20 protein-coding genes are annotated in these 22,759 nt (G+C 59.0%); 7 read left to right on the top strand and 13 right to left on the bottom strand.

Annotation, left to right across the window (positions count from 1 at the left end; translation table 11 throughout):
* The first annotated feature begins 144 nt into the window (after nucleotides 1–144).
* Nucleotides 145–1,185 carry an oxidoreductase gene (locus tag LRS40_RS20200; RefSeq protein WP_142489258.1) on the top strand — a complete coding sequence of 347 codons (1,041 nt, stop codon included), beginning with the start codon at nucleotides 145–147 and terminating at the stop codon, nucleotides 1,183–1,185.
* Nucleotides 1,186–1,217: 32 nt separating this feature from the next.
* Here LRS40_RS20200 and add read toward each other — a convergent pair whose 3' ends face one another.
* The 3 genes from add to malX all read right to left on the bottom strand — a co-directional run bounded on the left by add (nucleotide 1,218) and on the right by malX (nucleotide 5,130).
* The gene (gene add, locus LRS40_RS20195; protein WP_231312500.1) at nucleotides 1,218–2,219 is read right to left on the bottom strand and encodes an adenosine deaminase; all 1,002 of its coding nucleotides are present in this window, start codon (nucleotides 2,217–2,219) and stop codon (nucleotides 1,218–1,220) included.
* Nucleotides 2,220–2,315: 96 nt separating this feature from the next.
* Complete coding sequence (locus tag LRS40_RS20190; RefSeq protein WP_231312499.1) at nucleotides 2,316–3,488, bottom strand: MalY/PatB family protein; 1,173 nt, start codon at nucleotides 3,486–3,488, stop codon at nucleotides 2,316–2,318.
* Between the two features lie 49 nt (nucleotides 3,489–3,537).
* Nucleotides 3,538–5,130, bottom strand: coding sequence for a maltose/glucose-specific PTS transporter subunit IIBC (gene malX, locus LRS40_RS20185; protein WP_142489261.1), 1,593 nt, complete (start codon nucleotides 5,128–5,130; stop codon nucleotides 3,538–3,540).
* 178 nt (nucleotides 5,131–5,308) lie between these two features.
* On the opposite strand from malX, the gene LRS40_RS20180 reads away from it, so the two are divergent.
* Complete coding sequence (locus tag LRS40_RS20180; protein ID WP_231312498.1) at nucleotides 5,309–6,337, top strand: Mal regulon transcriptional regulator MalI; 1,029 nt, start codon at nucleotides 5,309–5,311, stop codon at nucleotides 6,335–6,337.
* A 2-nt stretch (nucleotides 6,338–6,339) separates the two neighbouring features.
* On the opposite strand, the gene LRS40_RS20175 is transcribed toward LRS40_RS20180, so the two are convergent.
* The gene (locus tag LRS40_RS20175; protein WP_231312497.1) at nucleotides 6,340–7,236 is read right to left on the bottom strand and encodes a LysR family transcriptional regulator; all 897 of its coding nucleotides are present in this window, start codon (nucleotides 7,234–7,236) and stop codon (nucleotides 6,340–6,342) included.
* A 108-nt stretch (nucleotides 7,237–7,344) separates the two neighbouring features.
* Between LRS40_RS20175 and LRS40_RS20170 the strand changes: the two genes are divergently transcribed.
* Both LRS40_RS20170 and LRS40_RS20165 read left to right on the top strand, forming a co-directional pair.
* Nucleotides 7,345–8,325: an MBL fold metallo-hydrolase gene (locus LRS40_RS20170; protein WP_231312496.1), complete on the top strand. Its 981-nt coding sequence runs from the start codon at nucleotides 7,345–7,347 to the stop codon at nucleotides 8,323–8,325.
* A 15-nt stretch (nucleotides 8,326–8,340) separates the two neighbouring features.
* Nucleotides 8,341–9,195, top strand: a complete 855-nt coding sequence (locus LRS40_RS20165) for an alpha/beta fold hydrolase (RefSeq protein ID WP_231312495.1) — start codon at nucleotides 8,341–8,343, stop codon at nucleotides 9,193–9,195.
* Between the two features lie 39 nt (nucleotides 9,196–9,234).
* Here the strand turns inward: LRS40_RS20165 and LRS40_RS20160 are convergent, their stop codons facing one another.
* Together LRS40_RS20160 and manA are read right to left on the bottom strand one after the other, a co-directional pair.
* The gene (locus tag LRS40_RS20160) at nucleotides 9,235–10,785 is read right to left on the bottom strand and encodes a YdgA family protein (RefSeq protein ID WP_231312494.1); all 1,551 of its coding nucleotides are present in this window, start codon (nucleotides 10,783–10,785) and stop codon (nucleotides 9,235–9,237) included.
* A gap of 98 nt (nucleotides 10,786–10,883) precedes the next feature.
* Nucleotides 10,884–12,059, bottom strand: coding sequence for a mannose-6-phosphate isomerase (gene manA / locus LRS40_RS20155; RefSeq protein ID WP_231312493.1), 1,176 nt, complete (start codon nucleotides 12,057–12,059; stop codon nucleotides 10,884–10,886).
* A gap of 199 nt (nucleotides 12,060–12,258) precedes the next feature.
* Here manA and fumA point away from each other — a divergent pair, with 199 nt between their 5' ends.
* Both fumA and fumC read left to right on the top strand, forming a co-directional pair.
* Nucleotides 12,259–13,905, top strand: a complete 1,647-nt coding sequence (fumA, locus tag LRS40_RS20150; RefSeq protein WP_156263658.1) for a class I fumarate hydratase FumA — start codon at nucleotides 12,259–12,261, stop codon at nucleotides 13,903–13,905.
* A gap of 194 nt (nucleotides 13,906–14,099) precedes the next feature.
* Nucleotides 14,100–15,494: a class II fumarate hydratase gene (fumC, locus tag LRS40_RS20145; RefSeq protein WP_231312492.1), complete on the top strand. Its 1,395-nt coding sequence runs from the start codon at nucleotides 14,100–14,102 to the stop codon at nucleotides 15,492–15,494.
* On the opposite strand, the gene tus is transcribed toward fumC, so the two are convergent.
* From tus to rstA, 6 genes are all read right to left on the bottom strand, one after another.
* Complete coding sequence (gene tus / locus LRS40_RS20140; RefSeq protein WP_156263660.1) at nucleotides 15,495–16,424, bottom strand: DNA replication terminus site-binding protein; 930 nt, start codon at nucleotides 16,422–16,424, stop codon at nucleotides 15,495–15,497. It abuts the gene before it with no gap.
* A gap of 73 nt (nucleotides 16,425–16,497) precedes the next feature.
* Nucleotides 16,498–17,796: a two-component system sensor histidine kinase RstB gene (rstB, locus tag LRS40_RS20135; RefSeq protein ID WP_231312491.1), complete on the bottom strand. Its 1,299-nt coding sequence runs from the start codon at nucleotides 17,794–17,796 to the stop codon at nucleotides 16,498–16,500.
* A 79-nt stretch (nucleotides 17,797–17,875) separates the two neighbouring features.
* On the bottom strand, nucleotides 17,876–18,646 hold the full coding sequence (locus LRS40_RS20130) for an ABC transporter ATP-binding protein (RefSeq protein ID WP_231312490.1): 771 nt from the start codon (nucleotides 18,644–18,646) through the stop codon (nucleotides 17,876–17,878).
* Complete coding sequence (locus tag LRS40_RS20125; protein ID WP_231313924.1) at nucleotides 18,643–19,605, bottom strand: iron ABC transporter permease; 963 nt, start codon at nucleotides 19,603–19,605, stop codon at nucleotides 18,643–18,645. The genes LRS40_RS20130 and LRS40_RS20125 overlap by 4 nt, the downstream gene beginning before the upstream one ends.
* 86 nt (nucleotides 19,606–19,691) lie before the next feature.
* A complete protein-coding gene (locus LRS40_RS20120) occupies nucleotides 19,692–20,693 on the bottom strand; it encodes an ABC transporter substrate-binding protein (RefSeq protein ID WP_370649968.1) in 1,002 nt (333 codons plus the stop codon).
* A gap of 140 nt (nucleotides 20,694–20,833) precedes the next feature.
* The gene (gene rstA / locus LRS40_RS20115) at nucleotides 20,834–21,550 is read right to left on the bottom strand and encodes a two-component system response regulator RstA (RefSeq protein WP_142489275.1); all 717 of its coding nucleotides are present in this window, start codon (nucleotides 21,548–21,550) and stop codon (nucleotides 20,834–20,836) included.
* A gap of 128 nt (nucleotides 21,551–21,678) precedes the next feature.
* Here rstA and LRS40_RS20110 point away from each other — a divergent pair, with 128 nt between their 5' ends.
* Entirely contained in the window at nucleotides 21,679–22,014 is a 336-nt protein-coding gene (locus LRS40_RS20110; RefSeq protein ID WP_142489276.1) for a GlpM family protein, read from the top strand.
* On the opposite strand, the gene folM is transcribed toward LRS40_RS20110, so the two are convergent.
* The gene (folM, locus tag LRS40_RS20105) at nucleotides 22,011–22,733 is read right to left on the bottom strand and encodes a dihydromonapterin reductase (RefSeq protein WP_231312488.1); all 723 of its coding nucleotides are present in this window, start codon (nucleotides 22,731–22,733) and stop codon (nucleotides 22,011–22,013) included. The two genes, LRS40_RS20110 and folM, sit on opposite strands and share 4 nt — an antisense overlap.
* Nucleotides 22,734–22,759 lie beyond the last annotated feature (26 nt).

Raw genomic sequence — 22,759 nt, 5'->3', positions numbered from 1 at the left:
CGATTGTATTCAGCGAGTTATAATTGTTAATCAGAAATTACTGATTGCATGTATCGCCTTAAGGCGCGATACCCCGGATTAATCTATTGTGACCGATGAAGAGATGGTGTGAAATAGGCGTGTCAAAAGATGAGAGGCGACTTCATGAGCGATAAAATCCGTGTTGGATTAATAGGTTATGGTTATGCGAGTAAAACGTTTCATGCCCCGCTGATTGATGGCACTCCGGGGATGGAGCTGGCGGCAATTTCCAGCAGCGATGCGACGAAAGTGCATGCAGACTGGCCGACGGTCCCGGTGGTTTCCGAGCCGAAGCATCTGTTTAACGACCCTAATATTGATTTGATCGTTATCCCCACCCCGAACGACACGCATTTCCCACTGGCGAAAGCGGCCCTGGAAGCCGGAAAGCATGTGGTGGTGGACAAACCTTTTACCGTGACACTGTCACAGGCCCGGGAGCTGGACGCGCTGGCGAAAAGCCTCGGTAAACTGCTCTCGGTGTTCCATAACCGCCGTTGGGACAGCGATTTCCTGACCGTGAAGGCGCTGATCGCTGACGGTTCCCTCGGCGAAGTAGCCTTTTTCGAATCCCATTTTGACCGCTTCCGGCCGCAGGTGCGTAACCGCTGGCGTGAGCAGGCGGGCCCGGGCAGCGGCATCTGGTACGATCTGGCTCCGCATCTTCTCGATCAGGCCGTTAACCTGTTCGGTCTCCCGGTGAGCCTGAACGTCGATCTGGCCCAGCTGCGCCCCGGCGCGCAGGCAACGGACTACTTCCACGCTGTCCTGAGCTATCCGCAGCGTCGCGTGGTACTGCATGGTACCATGATGGCGGCAGCGGAATCTGCGCGTTATATCGTGCACGGCACCCGCGGCAGCTACGTGAAGTTTGGTCTCGACCCGCAGGAAGATCGTCTGAAAAACGGCGAGCGCCTGCCGCAGGAGGACTGGGGCTACGATATGCGTGACGGCGTGCTGACTCGCGTCGAAGGGGAAGAGCGGGTGGAAGAGACCTGGCTGACGCTGCCGGGGAACTATCCGGCCTATTATGCCGGTATCCGCGATGCGCTGAACGGTGACGGAGAAAACCCGGTCCCGGCAAGTCAGGCGATCCAGATTATGGAGCTAATTGAGCTGGGGATTGAGTCTGCGAAACATCGCGCGACTTTGTGTCTTGCTTAAAAAAATAAAGCCCGGCATCGCCGGGCTTTTTCTTATCCGCGTGCGACCTTGTCGCGTAACGCCTGCTTCTCGGCAGGGGTTAAGAAGGCCATCTCCAGGCCGTTAATCTGCGCCTGACGGATCTGCTCCCGGCTGAGCCCGGCCAGCGAAGCGGCAACCGTATACTCGTGAATAATATCCACCCCCTGAACCGCCGGATCGTCGGTGTTCAGCGAGGCCATCACCCCATGCTCAAGGAAAGTTTTCAGGGGATGCTGCGCCAGGGTCGCCACTGTGCTGGTCTGAATGTTGGAGGTCAGACAGGATTCGATCCCGATGCGCTGTTCCGCCAGGAAGTCCATCAGGGCACGATCTTCGACCGCTTTTACTCCATGACCGATACGTTCGGCACCCAGCTCGCGGATGGCCTGCCAGATGCTCTCCGGACCCGCCGCTTCACCGGCATGGACGGTAATGTGCCAGCCTGCATCCCGGGCGCGATTAAAGTGGGAGAGGAACAGACTGCCCGGGAAGCCCAGCTCGTCGCCCGCCAGATCCACGGCGGTGATATGGTCCCGGTGCGCCAGCAGAGCTTCGAGCTCCTGCAGGCAGGCGTCCTCCCCGAAGGTACGGCTCATGATGCCAATCAGGCGCGCTTCCACGTTAAAGGTCTTGCAGCCTTCGCGCACGCCGGCAATGACGGCTTCCACCACACCCGCGACCGGCAGCTGATGGGACATCGCCATATAGCCCGGCGAGAAGCGGAGTTCGACGTAGTGCAGGCCGTTGCGTGCGGCATCCTCAATATTTTCGAAGGCGACCCGACGGCAGGCATCCAGCGAGGCCAGGACTTTTACCCCCCAGTCGAGCTTGCTCAGGAAGCTGACCAGATCCGGCTCGTTTTCCGTCACCTGCACGTGTGGGATCAGTGTCTCAAGGGTCTGTGCGGGCAGGGTTAAATTATACTGACGACCCAGGTCAAGGATGGTCTGGGCACGGATGTTGCCATCAAGGTGGCGATGAACGTCAGTTAACGGGAGGGTGGTATCAATCATGGTCGCACTCTTTATTAGTAGAAGTGCGAGCTATTATAAAAACAAAACACGTCAAAAAGCTATTTGCGCAATGGATAATTCCGTTGCGCAACATAATTAAAGTAAAGCGCGGATCCCGGCAATCAGGCGCTCAACCCCCTGTGCAAGCTTGCTGCGCGGGCACCCGGCGTTAAGGCGGATAAAGCCGTTCCCCTCCACGCCGTAGGTATATCCCGGCATGATCGCCACTTTTTGCTGCTCAATCAGCACCTTCTGCAGCGCTTTGTCATCGATATTGAGCGGGCGAAGATCGATCCAGGCCAGATAGGTCGCCTCCGGCGGCTGCCAGTTCAGGGCCGGGAAAGCGGCATTCAGGCTGTCGGCCACGTATTGCAAATTCGCCTCCAGATAGCCGCGCAGGGCATCCAGCCAGGGCTCGCCCTGCTGGTAGGCGGCGATATGCGCCACCAGCGCCAGCACCGACGGCGAAGAGAGCCCGTCGCGCCCCTTCAGCGCCTGCAAATACGACGTGCGGCTGGCCTCATCGCCAAGCAGGCCGTAAGCCCCGGTGAGGGCGGGAATGTTGAAGCTTTTGGAGCCGGAGGTCAGCAGTGCCCATTTGCTCTGCGCCACCTCGCACCAGGGAGTATGTTGATGGTTGCCCCACACCATATCCATATGAATCTCGTCGCTAATCACCGCCACGTCGTGCCGCGCACAGAGTTCAGCCATGGTGGTCAGCTCGTCACGGGTCCAGACCTTGCCGGTGGGGTTGTGCGGGCTACAGAGCAGCAGGATTTTGTTCTGCGGCCGGGCCAGCACTGACTCCAGCTCGGCCATATCGCACTGCCAGCCCTGTGCAGCTTTGTGCAGACCGACGGCAACCACCTGACGGTTATTACCCGCAATGGCATTGTAAAAGGCGTCGTAGGCCGGAGTGTGGATCACCACGCCATCGCCCGGGTTCGACCACTGGCGAATCAACTCAGACACCATATAGATCACCGACGGCCCATAGACGATGGCGCTGGTATCAATTTCGCTGTTAAAGCGCTGACGGAACCAATGGGCCACGGCGGCCAGGAACTCGTCGTTTTTCCAGCGGCTATAGCCAAACACCCCGTGACCGATGCGCGCTTGCAGGGCGTCGATGATGCAGGGGGCGGTGGCAAAATCCATATCCGATATGGTAAAGGGCAGCAGATCGGCGGCGCCGAAGCGGTCGGCAATATAGTCCCACTGGGTACACCAGGTGCCGTGGCGATCCACGACGGTAGAGAAATCAAACATGACGTTGGTCCTTTAAATAAAACCCCCTCATGGCGAGGGGGTTGAGGCATCAGGCTTCTACTGTTCGCATCAGGGTTGCCAGCTCGTCTTTCACGGACTGCACCTGCGGGCCGATGACCACCTGCAAATTATGCTGATTTAACTGTACCACACCGATAGCACGGTTGGCCTTCAGGGCGTTGGTATCCACTTTCGACATATCCGCCACCGACAGGCGCAGGCGGGTAATGCAGTTATCCAGCGAGGTAATGTTATCCGCACCGCCCAGCGCCGCCAGAATGGCAGGGGTGTTATAGCCGGATTTCCCAATCTTACCCGCAACGGCCTGCTCAACGCTGGTGGCCGCGTCGGTATCGCGACCCGGTGTTTTCAGGTTAAAGCGGGTGATGGCGAAGCGGAAGATCCCGTAGTACACCGCGAACCAGATAGCCGCCACCACCGGCACCAGATACCACTTGGTCGACAGGCCGTGCAGGATCCCGAACACCACGAAGTCAATCACGTTGCCGTCGGTATTACCGATGGTCACACCCAGCACCGCCATGGTGGTAAAGCCCAGACCGGTCAGCACGGCGTGAATGAGGTACAGCACCGGCGCCACGAACAGGAACAGGAACTCGATCGGTTCGGTGGTTCCGCCCACCACGCAGGCAATGACGCCGGAGATCAGCAGACCTTTAATCTTATGACGGTTTTCCGGACGGGCGCAGTGGTACATCGCCAGCGCGGCACCCGGCAGACCGCCGAGGAAGGCCGGCATTTTACCCTGGGAGAGGAAGCGGGTGGCGCTCTCCGAGAAGCCGTGGGTGGTCGGGCAGCTCAGCTGCGCCTGGAAGATGGTCAGCGCGCCGCTGACGTCGTGGCCGCACACGTCCATCGTGCCGCCCGCTTCAGTGAAGCGGATCAGGGCCACAAGAATATGCTGAAGCCCAAAGGGTAACAGCAGACGTTCGCCGGTACCGAAGATCATTGGGCCAAAATCACCGGCGCTGTTAATGATCCGGCCAATACCGGTAATGCCCATGGCAAAGACCGGCCATATCAGCGGAATGATCAGACCAAACAGCCCCATCACCACGAGGGTGATGATGGGCACAAAGCGGGTACCCCCGAAGAAGGCCAGCGCGTCCGGCAGGCGGATATTGTGAAAACGTTCATGAAGCATCCAGATGATCACGCCCGCGATCACGGCCCCGAGGATCCCGGTATCAATAGACTGAATACCAATCACGCTCTGAATGTTGTTAGCCTTCAGGATTGCCGCGTCGGTGGTCGGCAGGATGCCTTTGGCGGTCAGCCAGAAGTTAACCGCCAGGTTCATCACCGCGTAGCCAACGAAACCGGCAAACGCCGCTACGCCTTTGTTTTCGCGGGCCAGCCCCAGCGGGATGGCGATACAGAACATCACCGGCAGGAAGCTAAAGGCAAAGGAGCCAACCTTGCTCATCCAGATAAAGATCGCCTGCAGCACAGGATTTCCCAGAACCGGGATCAGGGTAACGACATCGTGACTGCTGAGCGAGCTGCCGATGCCCAGCATGATCCCGCAGAAGGAGAGCAGAGCCACGGGCAGCATAAAGGTCTTACCCAGTTGCTGGAAAAATTCCCATAGCGAGATTTTTTGTGCTGCTTTCGCCGTCATAAAACGACTCCTTTATTGTTAAAATAAGTTTACCTGCCTCAGTGCTGCGAGAAGATAAAACGTTTTATCAAAGTTTAGTGCGCGCTGAATCACATTCTCAGGCTTTGGCAGAGAGTATAAAGACAAGGTATTGATAAAACGTTTTACCGATCTCATTATCAGGGAGTCACGTCAACACATGGCTGTAGCGAAAAAGATCACCATCAATGATGTCGCCCTGGCGGCGGGCGTTTCCGTCAGCACAGTTTCACTGGTGCTGAGCGGGAAAGGGCGGATCTCCTCCGCGACGGGTCAGCGTGTCAACGATGCGGTTGAACAGCTGGGATTTGTTCGCAACCGCCAGGCTTCGGCGCTGCGCGGAGGGCAGAGCGGGGTCATTGGCCTGATCGTTCGCGACCTCACCTCGCCGTTCTATGCAGAACTGACGGCGGGGCTGACGGAAGCGCTGGAGGCGCAGGGCCGAATGGTCTTTTTACTGCACGGCGGCCGAGAAGCCGATCAGCTGCTCCAGCGGCTCGACATGCTGCTGACGCAGGGGGTGGATGGGGTGATCGTTGCCGGCGCATCCGGGGTAAGCAATGAACTGTGCGAACGAGCGGCGGAGAAAGGCGTGCCGCTGGTGTTTGCCTCCCGCGCCAGCTATCTGGACGAAGCCGATACCCTGCGCCCGGACAACATGCAGGCGGCACAAATGCTGACCGAACATCTTATTCGTCGCGGCCATCAGCGGATTGCCTGGCTCGGCGGCCAGAGCTCATCGCTGACCCGCGCCGAACGGGTGGGCGGCTACTGCTCGACGCTGATCAAATACGGCCTGCCGTTCCACAGTGAATGGGTGGTGGAGTGTGGATCCAGCCAGAAGCAGGCGGCGGAGGCGATAAGTACGTTACTGCGCGCCAGCCCCACCATTAGCGCCGTGATCTGCTACAACGACGTGATTGCCATGGGCGCCTGGTTTGGCTTGATCCGGGCCGGACGCCAGAGCGGGGAAGGCGGGGTTGAAACCTTCTTTGGACATCAGGTGGCGCTCGGCGCCTTTGCGGATGTGTCAGAAAACGCACTGGACGATCTGCCCATCGTCTGGGCGACTACCCCGGCGCGGGAGATGGGCTACACCCTGGCAGACCGCATTATGCAGCGGATTGAGAAATCCGACGTGCAGGCCGGGCACCAGATCGTTTCGGCCCGGTTAGTGACGGTGAAGTAGCATCAGGGTTGTGGCGTGAGTGGATTTTGCGCCAGCCGCGCCTCAAGTACCTCGACAAACTTACGCACTTTTGCCGGGATCAGCCGCGAGGTCGGGTAAACGGCCCAGACGGCCAGGGCTTCCGGCTCGGCGTCTTCCAGGACTATCCGCTTAAGCCTGCCTTGCGCCAGGGCGGGCCCAACGTACCAGCGGGACAGGTTGGCGATGCCCATTCCCCCCAGGCAGGCCTCAAAGATCGCCTCAATCGAATTCGCCGAAAATCGCCCCGATACCTTTTGTCTGCTCCGCTGTCCGTCCTGCTCAAATGACCAGTGGGTGGTGTCAGAGGTGGTTAAGCAGCTGTGGCCTGCCAGATCGCTGAGACTGGTCGGATAGCCGTTCGCCGCCAGATAATCGGCACTGGCGCACAGGTCGCGGGGATTATCACACAGGCGATGCGCAACCAGCCGGTTGTCCCGCAGCGGAGCGATACGTAACGCCACGTCGATGCCTTTCCCGACAATATCAACCTGCTCGTCGGTGGCGAGGAGATCGACCTGCAGGGCCGGATGCTGGCGCATAAAGTCGGGCAGCATCGGGGCGATGATCCTGCGACCAAAGGCCGCCGAGGCGGTAATGCGCAGCCGCCCGGACAGATGTGCTCCCTCAGGAAACAGATCGGCAAGGGCATTGGTTTTATCTTCCAGCAGCGCCTGAGCATGCGGCAAAAAGACCTCGCCATCGCTGGTCGGCGACAGGGAGCGCGTGGTGCGGTGCACCAGCCGAACCCCCAGCTCGGCTTCCAGATTATTAAGGCAGCGCGACGCCGCCATGGCGCTCATCGAAAGCCGACGTGCAGCACCCGCCAGGCTACCCGCTTTTATCGCTTCAACGAACACTTCCACGTCGTCCAGTCTCATTATCTCGTTTCTCGTTATGCTGGCGTATCAAATTACACATCTACACTAATTATCGTTATAGCGCCATAGTCACTCCACATCCTGATAAACAGTAAATTTGGAGTGACGATGAAAAAGATGACAATGGCTTTAGCGCTCAGCAGCCTGTTTTTAGCGAATGCCGTTTGGGCAGACGCCCCCGCGCAGATCCGCCAGCAGGTGCCGGGTTATTACCGCCTGGCGGTGGGGCAAAATGAGGTGACGGCGCTTTTCGATGGCTATAACGATCTCTCGCCTTCGCTGTTGAAAGGGCTCTCAGCCGACAAAATTCGCGGCCTGCTGGCGGAGCAAAAGATCGATGCCGAGCGCATGCCTACCTCGTTTAACGCTTTTCTGGTCAATACCGGTCAGCATCTGGTGATGATTGACAGCGGGGCGGGCCACTGCGTGCCGCAAACCGCCGGGCAACTGATTCCTAATATGGAGGCCTCTGGCTATCGCCCTGAGCAGGTGGATACTATCTTCCTGACCCACCTCCACCTTGACCACGTCTGTGGCCTGAGCGATGCCTCCGGGAAAGCGCTGTTCCCCAATGCCACCGTCTGGGTGCCGCAGGGCGAAGCGGATTACTGGCTGGATCCGGCGAAAGAGGCCAGCGCGCCGGCCAATGCGAAAGAGTATTTTGCTATCGCCCGGCATGCCCTGGGGGCCTATAAAGCGACCGGACACCTGAAAACCTTCGTTCCGCCAGCCTCGCCGATCCCTGAAGTCCAGACGGCCTATGCGGTCGGCCATACGCCTGGCAGCACGGTTTATCGTTTTGCCTCGGAAGGGAAGGCTATCAACTTTATTGGGGATTTGATCCACGCGCCTGCCGTGCAGTTCCCGCACCCGGAAGTGTCGATTCGCTTTGACGTGGATGCGAAAAAGGCCACCGCATCCCGCGGGCAGGAATTTAACGCCCTGGCTAAAGACGGCGAGTGGATGGCGGCAGCGCATCTGGCCTTCCCCGGTATTGGGCACATCACGACCGACGCTCAGGGCTACAGCTGGAACCCGGCAATCTACGGTCCCTATCAACGTGCGGCCGATGTGCCACTGCTGAAGTAAGACGAGGAGATGATAATGAAAAGTTACACCGTAACGGCTAATGGTATTCGTCAGTTCGTCATTGAAGCGGGGGAAGGCGCACCGGTGATCCTCCTGCACGGTTTCCCGGAAACCAACTACGCCTGGCGGTATCAAATTCCCGTTCTGTCAAAGCACTACCGGGTGATTGCCCCGGATTTGCGCGGCTACGGGGAGACCGATAAACCGGCCTCCGGCTACGATAAACGCAACATGGCCCGGGATATCCGGGAGCTGATGCGCGCGCTGGGCCTGAACAAAGTGGTGCTGGTGGGGCACGACCGCGGGGCGCGCGTCGCGACCCGCTTTGCGAAAGACTATCCTGAGCTGGTGGAGCGCCTGGTGGTAATGGATAACGTACCTACGCGCATCGTGGCGCGGGATCTCAACGCCTCCATCGCCCGCGCCTACTGGTTCTTCCTGTTTCATCTGGTGCCCGATCTGCCTGAAGCCCTGATAGCCGGTCGGGAGCATATCTGGCTACGCCATTTCTTCTCGGACTGGACCTTCGATCCCTCGACCATCAGCGGTGAGGCGTTTGATACCTATGTCCGGGCTTATCAGGCCCCTGGTGCCGTGCGCGGGGCGATGGCGGACTATCGCGCCAACGCCGAAGATGTAGAGCAGGATCTGGCCGACGCGGAGGTTAAAATTGCCTGCCCGGTGATGTCGCTGTGGGGCAATGATTTTCACGCCGTCGGTAAACTCTTCGATATGCAGAGCGTCTGGGCGGAGATGGCGGACGATCTCAGGGCTTATGCCATCGAAGAGTGCGGCCATCTGCCGCAGGAGGAACAGCCTGAGAAAGTGAATGCCCTGCTGATGGACTTTCTGGCCGGCTGGAAAGGATGACCGGCAATAAAAAACCCCTCCGAAGAGGGGTTTTGCGGTTTACTGCTGTGGAACCGCAGGCACCGGCGCAGGAGCCGGAACCGCTGGCGCGGCAGGCTCGTCCGGTACGGCGAGATTCAGCGCCGGAACGCCAAACATGCCGACGAACTCTTCCAGCGGCATTTTCTGCCCGTTCAGCGTCACCTGACCGTTGCTGTACTGCAGGCTGGTGCTGATGACGTTATCTTCCACGGTGGTGATGCGGAACATCTGACCCATCGCCGCCAGGCCTTTCACCTGCTGGCTGGCCAGCTTGCCGGCATCATCCTCGTTATAGCCTTCCAGCTTCGCAATCTGGGTCATGAACTCGGTCGCCATGTCCATCGGGATGGTCAGCTTGCTCTCCAGCGATTTCACGCTGCGATCCACTTCCTGAGCCAGGGTCTGTGCTTCACCCGTGGCGGTGGCCGGATCCTTCAGGAACAGCGACAGGTTGAAGTTGGTCTCGCCTTTGCTGTTTTTCCAGCTCAGCGGCGCGAGGGTCACCACCGGTTCGCCTTTCAGCAGGATCGGCAGGTTGCTGAAGAAAGCCTCTGTCGCTTTCTGTTGATAGAGTGCCGGATTTTCCATCAGCGCTTTATCTGCCAGCAGGGCCTGGCTCTGAGCGCGATACTGCTGGCTGAACTGATGCCAGGCCTGGCCGTCGATATTGCCGATTTTCAGCGTCAGCTTGCCGGTACCCATATCCTGATTCTGTATTTTCAGGCTCTTCAGGCTGTAATCCACCTGGCTGTTGACGCTCTTGCCGTCTTTCGACAGCTCGGCCTTACCGCTCAGGTCCGTGCCTTCCAGAACCGCCATCTCTTTGCCTTCGATGGCGATAGCCAGCTTATCAAGGGTCACTTTCTGATCGCCGATACGCTCGTCAAAGTCGGTCAGACGGCTGTTGCCATCGGTTTTCAGGTTATTGAAGGTGAGCTGCACTTTCTGGCCGTACTCGTTCACCGCATTCACCAGACCGCTTGCCGCTTCACCTTTCAGCGAGAAGCTGTTGCCGTCGCGATCAGCATCGAGCTGGAAATTGCCGCCGCTGAAGGCCACTTTCTCGTCGCCATTCTCGTAATTCAGCGCTTTCAGCGCGAGATCGGTGCGGGTATCACCGGCATAGCTAATGCGGGTATTGGCCTCAAACGGAGACGCATTCTTCGCCAGATCGAACAGCGGCTTAGAGGCTTCGTTGTTCACCAGCGTCGATTTTACCGAGGCCATGGATGGGATCAGGTTGAAGGTTTTCAGCTGGGCCAGCGGGAAGGGGCCGTGGTCAACCACTTCGTTCAGCACCAGGCTTTGTCCTGGCTGTAGCCATGGATTTTGCGTGCCCGCCACCGGTTTAAGCACCAGCTGCAGATGGCTTTTGAACAGGCCACGCTGGTAATCCTGATAGCTCAGCTCCAGCTCGGCTTCCGGTGCGGTACGCTTAAGCTCGCTATTCGCCTGCGCCACCATCTCTGCCAGATGGCCCTCCAGCTGTTTCCCGGTAAACCAGGCCGCACCCGTCCAGACCACCCCTAATGCAACAATAACGCCTGCAGCTATAACCGATTTCTTCATCGTGATTATCCCTAAAATGAAACCGAGCGGTGAAAACCGCCCGGTGAGGTCATAAGATTACCAATAGCTTAGCAATAATTGTTAAAAAATTCAGCCGGTCACTGGAGCTTGTTGAAAACCCGGGCCAGGCGGCCAACGCCGCTGACGCTGACCGGCGAGTCGCTGGCGGCAACAAACGCCGACTCGCCCGGCTTCAGCACCAGACGCTCCTGGCCCTTGCTCAGCACCGCTTCGCCCTCTACGCAGAACAGGATCGCCGCGCTCTGTTGGGCAATCTGCGTGTCGGCGCTGCTGAGGTCGTGCAGCGAGAAGGCAAAATCATCCACCGGGATCGGGAAGTCGAGCTCCGCGCCATTTTTCACCGGCTGGGTTAGCAGCTCAGCGGCCGGTTTGGCGACGAATTTAACGTTAGCCACCAGTTCAGGAATATCAATGTACTTCGGCGTCAGGCCCGCACGCAGCACGTTATCGGAGTTGGCCATCACCTCCAGCGCCACGCCCTTGAGATAGGCGTGCGGGGTTTCAGCGAACAGGAACATCGCTTCACCCGGCTCCAGTTTCACCACGTTCAGCAGCAGCGGGGAGAACAGGCCGCTGTCGTCCGGGTAAAATTCCGAAATCACGCGAATGGTCTGCCACGGCTCACCCTGCTGGCTGTTGAGCGCCGCTTTTAGCACCGCCAGGGCACGGGATTTTTCGTCGCCCTGCATATTGAGCAGGCTGGCGAAGAGGTGGCTCAGGCGATCGGCATCCGGTTTTTCGAGGAAGTGGGCAATGGCGCTGTGCGCCCCGGCCACCGGCTGCAGCAGGGAGACGATTTCAGAGAATTCGCGGAAGGCGTTCATCGCCAGGAACGGCGTCAGGGCGAACACCAGCTCGGGTTTGTGGTTGGGATCTTTATAGTTACGCTCGGCGGCATCCAGCGGAATACCTGCCGCGTTCTCTTTGGCAAAGCCCGCTTCAGAGGCCTGCTTGTTCGGGTGAACCTGAATGGAGAGCGGCTGATCGGCGCACAGCACCTTAAAGAGGAACGGCAGCTCGCCAAAACGATCGGCAACCTTTGCACCCAGCAGCGTGGCTTTATCCGCGTCGATGACCTCACGCAGGGAACGTACCCCGTTAACGTCGGTAATTTTTGAGCTGCTCTTCGGATGCGCACCCATCCACAGCTCTGCCATCGGCAGGTTGTCGGGGTTGGCGATACCGTAGAGATCCGTTAACGCAGTTTTACTTCCCCAGGCGTAGTTCTGCACTGAGTTAATGAGTTTTTGCATTATCAAGCCCTGTTTCAAATGTGGAATTAACTGCCCGTATTAAAGCAATAAACCGGGCGGAAGTAACCTGCGCTCGGAAAAAGTCGTACTAGTCTCAGTTTTTGTTAAAAAATTGTGTAGGATAGGCTAACTCGCTTTTAAGCCGAGCAGCGGAACATCTGCTCTACATAATCAGACCCAAGCAGTAAGTGAGAGATCAATGTCGAATAAACCCTTCCATTATCAGGATCCTTTCCCGCTGGCCAAGGATCAGACCGAATATTATCTGTTAACCCGCGATCACGTTTCTGTCTCTGAGTTTGAAGGTCAGGAGATCCTCAAAGTCGACCCGCAGGCGCTGACCTTACTGGCGCAACACGCCTTCCACGATGCCTCCTTCATGCTGCGCCCGGCGCACCAGCAGCAGGTAGCCGATATCCTCAGCGACCCGCAGGCCAGTGAAAACGACAAGTACGTGGCGCTACAGTTCCTGCGTAACTCCGATATCGCGGCGAAAGGCATTCTGCCGACCTGTCAGGACACCGGCACCGCCATCATCACCGGCAAAAAAGGCCAGCGCGTCTGGACCGGCGGTGGCGACGAAGCGGCCCTGGCCCACGGCGTGTACAACACCTATATCGAAGATAACCTGCGCTACTCGCAAAACGCCGCGCTGGATATGTACAAAGAGGTGAACACCGGTACCAATCTGCCGGCGCAGATCGACCTCTACAGCGTCGATGGCGACGAATACAAATTCCTCTGCATCGCCAAGGGCGGCGGTTCAGCGAACAAAACCTATCTCTATCAGGAGACCAAAGCGCTGCTCTCTCCGGGCAAGCTGAAGAACTACCTGGTGGAGAAGATGCGCACCCTCGGCACCGCGGCCTGCCCGCCGTACCACATCGCGTTTGTTATTGGCGGCACCTCGGCGGAAAGCACCCTGAAAACCGTCAAGCTGGCGTCGACCAAGTACTACGATGGCCTGCCGACCGAAGGTAACGAACATGGTCAGGCGTTCCGCGACGTCCAGCTGGAGCAGGAGCTGCTGGTGGAAGCGCAGAACCTCGGCCTCGGCGCGCAGTTTGGCGGCAAATACTTCGCCCACGACATCCGCGTGATCCGTTTGCCGCGTCACGGCGCGTCCTGTCCGGTGGGCATGGGCGTCTCCTGTTCGGCGGACCGCAACATCAAGGCCAAGATCAACCGCGACGGTATCTGGATCGAAAAACTGGAAAACAACCCAGGCAAATACATCCCGGAAGCGCTGCGTAAAGCGGGCGAGGGCGAGGCGGTACGCATCGACCTGAACCGTCCAATGAGCGAGATCCTGGCCCAGCTGTCGCAATACCCGGTCTCCACCCGTCTCTCCCTGAACGGCACCATCATCGTGGGCCGCGATATCGCGCACGCCAAGCTGAAAGAGCGTCTGGATAATGGCGAAGGGCTGCCGCAGTACATCAAGGATCACCCGATCTACTACGCCGGCCCGGCGAAAACTCCGGACGGCTATGCCTCCGGCTCATTAGGCCCAACCACCGCAGGGCGGATGGACTCCTACGTGGATCAGCTCCAGGCTAACGGCGGGAGCATGATCATGCTGGCGAAGGGCAACCGCAGCCAGCAGGTGACCGATGCCTGCCACAAGCATGGCGGCTTCTATCTCGGCAGCATCGGCGGCCCGGCAGCGGTACTGGCGCAGGGCAGCATCAAGAGCCTCGAGTGCGTGGAGTACCCGGAGCTGGGCATGGAAGCGATCTGGAAAATTGAAGTGGAAGACTTCCCGGCGTTTATCCTGGTGGATGACAAAGGCAACGACTTCTTCAAACAGATCCAGTCTTCGCAGTGTTCGGCCTGTGTGAAGTAGTTTGAAAACCCTGCCGGGTGGCGCTGCGCTTACCCGGCCTACATGTTCGGTAGGCCGGGTAAGGCGTAGCCGCCACCCGGCACAGCCGGGCAACAAAAAGAGCGCACAAAGCGCCATACCCTTTCCCCGTTCTCATCAATACTTGTTTCTTTGAGCTGTGAGCAATCCACTTCAGTGTTATCAAGGAGAAAGTAATGACCACCTCACGCAGTGAGAAAGATTCGATGGGCGCCATCGACGTCCCGCAGGACAAACTCTGGGGCGCGCAAACCCAGCGTTCGCTGGAACATTTCCGTATTTCCACTGAAAAAATGCCGGTCTCGCTGATCCAGGCCCTGGCGCTGACCAAACGTGCTGCCGCCAAAGTGAACCAGGATTTAGGCCTGCTGGCGGCGGAAAAAGCCACCGCCATTATCAGCGCCGCCGATGAAGTGCTGGCGGGCAAGCATCCTGATGAATTCCCCCTCGCCATCTGGCAGACCGGCTCCGGCACCCAGAGCAACATGAACATGAACGAGGTGCTGGCGAACCGCGGCAGCGAGCTGCTCGGCGGCGTGCGCGGCATGGAGCGCAAGATCCACCCCAACGACGACGTCAACAAAAGTCAAAGCTCCAACGACGTCTTCCCGACGGCGATGCACGTGGCGGCACTGATCGCCCTGCGCGAGCAACTTATCCCCCAGCTGAACGTGCTGAAACGCACTCTTGATGCCAAAGCTCACGCCTTTAGCGATATCGTCAAAATTGGCCGTACCCACCTGCAGGATGCCACGCCTCTGACCCTTGGCCAGGAGATCTCCGGCTGGGTGGCGATGCTCGAGCACAACCTGCGCCATATCGACCATAGCCTGCCGCACCTGGCGGAGCTGGCGCTGGGCGGCACCGCCGTGGGAACCGGGCTCAATACCCATCCGGAATACGCGGTACGGGTGGCTGAAGAGCTGGCGACCATCACCGGCCAGCCGTTTGTCACCGCGCCGAACAAGTTCGAGGCGCTGGCGACCTGTGATGCGCTGGTGCATGCCCACGGGGCGCTGAAAGGGCTGGCGGCCTCGCTGATGAAAATCGCTAACGACGTGCGCTGGCTGGCCTCCGGGCCGCGCTGCGGCATCGGAGAGATCGGCATTCCGGAGAACGAGCCGGGCAGCTCTATCATGCCGGGCAAGGTCAACCCGACCCAGTGTGAAGCCATGACGATGCTCTGCTGTCAGGTGATGGGCAACGACGTGGCGGTGAATATGGGCGGCGCGTCGGGCAACTTTGAGCTGAACGTCTATCGCCCGATGGTGATCCATAACTTCTTGCAGTCGGTGCGTCTGCTGGCGGACGGGATGGAGAGCTTTAACGAGCACTGCGCGGTGGGCATCGAGCCGAACCGCGAGCGCATCAGCCAGCTGCTCAACGAGTCGTTAATGCTGGTGACGGCGCTCAATACCCATATCGGCTACGACAAGGCGGCTGAAATCGCCAAGAAAGCGCACAAGGAGGGGCTGACCCTCAAAGCCGCCGCCCTGACGTTGGGGTATCTCACCGAGGCCGAGTTCGACAGCTGGGTCCGCCCGGAAGAGATGGTCGGCAGCCTGAAATAGCTACTCTGCAACGTAAAGGTGCAGCCGCGGGATGATCAATCGCAGCGGCTGTGCCTGCGGCTTATAACGGTGCTGAACATTTTCAGCATCGTAATTCAGCAGTTCACCAATATCCGGGATCACCGCCCCCCGATCGTCATCATACAAGGCGATCAGCGGCGTCGGGCAGGCGTACTGGACCTGTTTTTGCTGTCCGGCATACCAGACCCGGGCAATAGGCTGCACCTTCACCGGCCGCTTGATCTTCAGCCGCGCCTCCGCCGGCAGGGCGTGAATGGCGGTATATTCTGCCTCCAGCCGCTCTACCCACTGATCACGCGACCAGGGGGCCACGGCGCGCGGGGACTTCAGGCTTTTCTCCAGCATCGCCAGCACCTCATCGCGGGTGAAGTTTTTGATGATGTGCTTATTGGCCCAGCCGAAGCGCAGGGTGGCGGGGTGGTTGATGACCGTTAACGTGCGATAGGCGTTGAGGGTAATCAAACCTGGCAGCTGGTGATGCACCCACTCAAAGCGGGCGGCGGGGGCCAGGCCCGACTCTTCGGTGACGATTTTTTCAAATTCCGCTTTTAAGGCGTTAATGCCCGCGATCTGGTCCGTGAGCTGGATGCGGTTGGCGGCATCGCTCTGGAGGCAGATCACCCCCGGCAGGCGCACGGCGGCCTTGCTGCTGCGGGTTTCGGACTGCTGCTGGATAAACAGGTGGCGATAGTGTTGCAGCGCCATCGTCAGCGCCTCCTGGCCGAGGTGCTGTTTCACCGCGATGGCGTTGAGCGGATCGTGCTCGGCACCTTTGGCGACGTCCGGCAGGGAGAAGACGCGGCCCGCCAGTAAGCGGCAGCTTTTCAGATCGTCCGTGAGCCGGGCCAGCGCATGCTCCATCTGGCGAAAGGTTGAGTTCAAGCGTTCAATAAGATCGTAAGTTGCCATGGCACACCACATTAGTTACAACATACTTATTATATAGCACAGCACGCCGGGTCAGGCCAGCGTGCGGTTTAGGTCAGTCAGGGATGGGCAGGGCGATATGATGCCAGACGGGCCAGTTAAAGCAGAACCGGGCCCCGCCGAGCGCGCTGGCTTCGCAGCTAACATCGCCCCCCAGCGCCTGGGCAATAGAATAGACGATCGCCAGCCCGAGGCCGCAGCCGCCGGTGGCGCGGTCCCGGCTCGGGTCGAGACGGACAAAGGGCTCAAACACCCGCTGGCGGGCCTCTGGCGCGATACCGGGGCCGTCATCCTCCACCGCCAGCGTGGCGCGGCTGCCGTTCAGCTGCAAAGAAATACGCAGGGTGTTATCGCTGTAGCGCAGGGCGTTGTTGACCAGGTTATCCAGCACCCGCTCCATCAAACGCATATCCAGCGCGCCATAGTCGCCGTCCATGCTGTCGATCCGCAGCGCGCGCTGCGGGTTGACGCTTTGCACGTCCTCCACGTAGCTGCGCAGCCAGGCGGGCAGGTCCGGGGTGGTGAGCTTGAGCTCGTTCTGGGGACGGTCGAGGCGGGCATAGGTCAGTAGCTCCTCAATCAGCGCCTCAAGTTGACCGATATCGCGGTTCAGGGCCTGCGACTCCGCTGCGGTCAGGTTCTCACTCATCTCCAGCCGGTAGCGCAGCCGCACCAGGGGGGTGCGCAGCTCGTGGGCGATACCGTCGATCAGCTGTTTTTTGCTGGCGATCAGAGCATTTATATTGTCGGCCATCTGGTTAAAGGCCACCCCGAGGCGCTCAAAGCTGGACCCGCTGTCGAAGTGGATCCGCTCGGTCAGGTGCCCGTCGCCAAAACGCTGGGCGGCGGCCTCGAGGCGCAGCATGTCCTGCCAGTGGGGGCGCATCCAGATAAACACCGGGAAGGCCAGCGAAATGGCGATAAAGGCCAGCAGGGCGATATCCAGCAGGCGCATCTGGTGCAGGAAGTAGAGGTAGGGCACCGGGCCAACCGCCAGCACATAGTGGCTGCGCGGAATACGCTGGATAAAGGTGTACTGATCGTCCAGCGCGACGATGTCACCGCCGCGAAGTCGCTGCATGGTCGGGGCATCCAGATTGTACTTTTTCAGGGGTTCGATGCGCAGTTTGAATGACAGGTTCAGATCCAGCTCTTTGATGGTCCGCGCCCAGTCGTGAGGGGGGATCTCACGCAGTTCGCTGCGCATCAGATAGAGCGAGCTTTTCATCAAGTCATCCAGCGACTGTCTGCCCGCGCGCTCGGCGGTGAACTTGTAGACCAGCCCGACCAGCATGGTCATCACCAGGAAGCAGACAAACAGCAGGAGGTAAAACTGCACGAACAGTTTTTTCATCGAATATCACCCAAATACCACGCGTTAATGATGCCGCCCGACCAGACGATTTACCTTCTCTGGCGGGACATCGCACACTTTACGCAATGGGCTGCTTCATGGCATAGCGAATATTTAGCATGTCGCCCTGTTTTATGACGTTCGCTTTAACATGCCAGGCATTTTCGATCAGATCTGAGGTCAGCACGGCTTCAGGTGGCCCGCTGGCTATCACCGATCCGGCTTTCAGCAGGACCAGCCGCTGGCAGTAGTTGGCGGCGAGATTGAGATCGTGCAGCGCCACTACCACCGTAACGGGCAGCTGCGTAATTAAGGTCATCAGTTCCAGCTGATACTCAATATCCAGGTGGTTGGTGGGCTCATCGAGGATCAGCAGTCCCGGCTGTTGGGCCAGGGCGCGGGCGATTTGCGCGCGCTGCCGCTCCCCGCCGGACAGCTGCCGCCACAGCCGGTGGCGCAGGCCGGAGAGTTTCATTAACCGGATCGCGTTCTCAACCGCGCTGTCGTCGGTATCGCTCCAGCCAAAGGGCCCCCTGCGGTGCGGGGTACGCCCCAGACGGACAATTTGTTCAACGCACAGATCGCCGTCGACCTCGGCATGCTGGGGCACAAACGCCAGCTGTTTGGCACGCTCCCGCAGGGAGATCTCGTTGAGCGGCGTTCCATCCAGCCGGATATGATGGGCGTGACGCGGAAATAGCCCGGCCAGACAGCGCAGCAGCGTGGATTTACCGGAACCATTAGGCCCCAGCAGGCCGACGACGTCACCCGTCGCCAGCTCCAGATCGATATCGTGCAGCACTTTTCGGGACTGCAGGGAGACCTGCAGTCCGCGTAATGAAATGGTCATACTCTTTTCTCCCGGCTGCGATACAGCAGGACTACAAAAGCAGGTGCGCCTACCAGCGCGGTGACCACGCCGATGGGGAGCACCTGATGCGTAATCAGCGTACGGGAAACCACATCGGCGAGGATCATGAAGTGACTGCCGATCAGGAAGGTCAGAGGAACTGAACGGCGGTGCCCGGGGCCGCACAGCATCCGGGTTATATGGGGGATCACCAGCCCGACAAACCCCACCGCACCAATGATACTGACCATCACCGCGGTCACCAGCGCGCAGGTGAGCAGCAATATCATGCGCACGAGGGTGACCGGCACGCCCAGGGTGGTCGAGACGTCATCGCCAAAGGTGAAGGTATCAAGCGTTCGTGAAAAGGCGAAGATCACCATAAACCCGGCCAGCACCACCCCCAGAGCCAGGAGGGCATCCGGCCAGCGAACGCCGCTCAAACTCCCCAGCAGCCAGAACATCACGCTGCGCGACTGCTCCGCATTGGCGGATGTGCTGACAATATAGGCGGTCATGGCGTTGAACAGCTGGGTACCGGCGATACCCGCCAACAAAATGCGTGGCGGGCTGTCGGTCATGCCATGGGTGATCAGCATGATAAGCCCAAATGCGCAGCAGGCGCCCATAAAGGCACCGCCGCTGATGCCCAGCGTGCTGCCACCCACCCCCAGCAACATGACGCAGACCGCACCCAGCGACGCGCCGGAAGAGATCCCCAGCAGATAAGGTTCAGCCAGCGGGTTGCGCAGAATCGCCTGCATCACCAGGCCGCACAGCGCCAGTCCGCCTCCGCTACAGGCCGCCATCAGGGCCCGGCTCATGCGGTACTGCCAGACAATGCCCTCCTCAACCTGCGGCAACGGCCAGGCTCCCAGACCGAGACCGTTGAGAATGGCTTTACCCGCATTCGCATACGAAACTGGCATATCCCCGACGGTGGCGGCAAATACCAGCATTAACGGCAGCGCCAGTAACCCGACTGCCGTCAGGCTGTGCTGCCGCCAGCGCGGCACTGTAGAGGGGACGCGGAAAGTCAGTATGCTCATGGTTCAGCCTGAAAGGTCGCCAGTTTTTCACTTATCGCCTCGACGGCATCGACATTACGCAATGAGGGATTCAGTGACATCGCGGGGACGACAATGATGTGTCCTTTTTTTACGGCGGGCAGGTTTCTGGTTACCGGGTCCTGATACAAAAAGGCTTTTTTAACAGCAACATCATCAGCGGGGTAAAGTCGCCGGGACATCTCAGCAATCACGATAACGTCAGGTTGCGCCTGAGCAATGTGTTCCCAGGTGACGGCAGGCCATTCATCATGGGAATCAATAACGTTTTTCAGCCCCAGCGTGTGGCCGATCCAGCCCGGCGCGCCATAGTCGCCCGCCACCCAAGGGTCGCCTTTCAGCCGGTTGCTGGAGAACCAGAACACAACTTTCAGTGGCCTGGTGTGCTGCGCAGCGGCGCGCGCCTGTGCCTTCTGAATACGAAGGGTCAGCGCCTCGTTGAGTTTTTTGCCCTGCGACTGAACGTCGAAAATGGCCGCCAGCTCGCTGATTTCACGCTCGATCTCCGCGATGGAGAAAGGCGTGCTGCGCGCCCCGTCGCCATTCGAACTGTCGGTCACGCTTTTGCCGATGCAGTCGGCGGGTGAAACCCAGGTCGGGATGCCAAGCGAAGCAAACTGTTCGCGGGTACCCGTTTCCCCCTGCGGCCCGATATGCCAGTGATATTGCGCCAGCACCAGATCGGGATGTTGAGCGGTGACAGCCTCAAAGGAAGGGGCGTTATCCGCCAGTTTTTTTATTCCCTTACCGCGCTCCGCCAGCGTATCGGGTAGGGGGCCAAACCAGACTGACGTCGCGCTGATTTTCTTTTCGAGCCCCAGCGCTAGCAGGAGTTCTGTCTCGTGTTGCCCGACCGTCACCACCCGCTGCGGGGCGCGCGTAAAGGTCTCTTTAACCCCACAGTTTTCTACCGTCAGCGGATAAACCTGCGCCGCAGAAACCGAATTCGCGAGGGCCGCGAGAACGGACGCCAGTATCATCTTTTTGATTATCACAATCCCATCCCATAATTGTTATGTTATAACATAATACATAATATGCGGATGGGAGCAAAAGATTAATCGCAGAAGAAGGTGTCTGTCAGCGGAAGCAGCCTGCAATGCCCGGCAGGCTGAGGGGGCTAAATATCCCAGGCGTGCGGCGCGAAGAGATAGCCTTTGTTACGTACGGTTTTAATGCGGAAAGGTTCGGTGGCGTTATCCAGCAGTTTCTTGCGCAGGCGGGAGATGGCCACGTCCACGCTGCGGTCCAGGCCATCGTAGCTGACGCCGCGCAGGTTTTTCAGCAGCGCGTCCCGGTCCATAATCTGCCCGGCATGGGTCGCCAGCTCCCACAGCAGATCGAAATCCGCCGTCGACAGCGCCACCTGTTCGCCGGACAGCAGCACCTGACGATTCACCGGATCAATGGACAGGGTGCCAAACCGCAGCGCTTTGTGCGGCGTTAGCAGCGGGGCGGAGGTATCACTGGTGGCCGCAACGCGCTGGCGCAGATGCAGGCGCAAACGTGCGAGCAGCACCGCCGGCGGGGTGGTTTTGAGAATATAGTCGTTAGCACCCATCTCCAGGGACAAGATATGGTTCATGTCGCTATCGAGGGAGGTCAGCAGCACAATCGGGCCCTGCCAGCGGGCACGCAGATCCCGGCACAGGGTCATGCCATCTTTACCGGGTAACATAATGTCCAGCAGCACCAGATCGGGATTTTCCCGCGCCACTACCTCTTCAGCACGGTCTCCACGGGCTTCGACGATGACCTCCATATCATGTTTACCCAGATAAGCGGCAATCAGCTGGCCCACTTCGGGTTCATCCTCAACGTATACGATCTTGTTCATAGCAAGTCTGTGTCTGCGGAAAACGCCAACATACACCGCAGAACCTTAACCTTCCATTAATCGTTCGCAAATTATTGCCGTTCCGTTATGCTGCCCGGCACTGTTAGTGAGTTGTTAAGGGAAAAAGGATGGGGTTGTTTATAAAAGCGGCGATAGGCGCGCTGGTGGTGCTACTGATAGGGATACTGGCCAAAACCAAAAACTATTACATAGCCGGGTTGCTCCCGCTGTTTCCGACCTTTGCCCTGATTGCCCACTATATTGTCGCCTCTGAGCGCGGCATCGAGGCGCTGCGCGCCACCATCATCTTTGGGATGTGGGCGATTATTCCGTACTTCCTTTATCTGCTCTCGCTCTGGTACTTCGTCGGCGTGATGCGTCTGCCCCTGGCGCTGGGCGGGGCGGTGGTCTGCTGGTGCCTCAGCGCCTGGGTATTAATCTTCTGCTGGGGCCGTTTTCACTAACGTAACGGCCGCCCGCCGTCGACGCCAAACGACCGGCCGGTAACGTAGCAGCTGGTCAGGATGTAGTCGATTAAGTCGATCACCTCTTTTTCTCCGGGGGCGATCTTCATCAGCGATTTATTCAGCGCCTTCTGACGATAGTCGGCATCGTCGTGCTCGTTAAACAGGATCAGCGACGGGGCGATGGCGTTGACCTTCACTTCCGGCGCCAGCTTGCGGGCAAACGAGCGGGTCATGTTATCCAGCGCGGCTTTGCTGGCGGCATAGGCAATGTGCTTATCGCTGCCGCGCTCAACCACATAGTCGGTGAAGTGGATGATGTCGCTGGCCGCATGGCCGTGCCCGCGCAGCAGATCCTGCAGAGCATGGTTCAGCAGGTAGGGCGCGTGAACGTGGATCTGTAGCATGCAGGAGAGCGTTTCGCTGAGCGAGTTGTCAGCCGTTTCTGGCATCCATGCGCTGGCATTATGAATGATGGCGCGTAATGCAGGGGTCTCGGCTTTTACGCGCTCTGCAAAGGCCAGGATCCCCTCGTCGGTGGAAAAATCGGCCTCAATGCAGGTCGCACCCGCCTCGCACAGGGTGGCGATAGCAGGATATTTTGTCCGGTAGCTGACAATCACCGGCTGGTGAAGATTCAGAAAATGGTGGGCAAGCGCGAGACCGATGCGACGGCCTCCGCCAGTAATCAGGATCGGGAGCGGCTTTGCGTGTCCCATCGTATTCTCCTTAACCGTTCGACGAT

The sequence above is a fragment of the Leclercia sp. G3L genome, assembly GCF_021117075.1.
In the GTDB taxonomy this organism is placed as follows: Bacteria; Pseudomonadota; Gammaproteobacteria; order Enterobacterales; family Enterobacteriaceae; genus Enterobacter; species Enterobacter adecarboxylatus_C.
The sequence above is the reverse complement of the archived record's forward strand: the minus strand, read 5'-3'. Positions and strand labels throughout refer to the sequence as shown.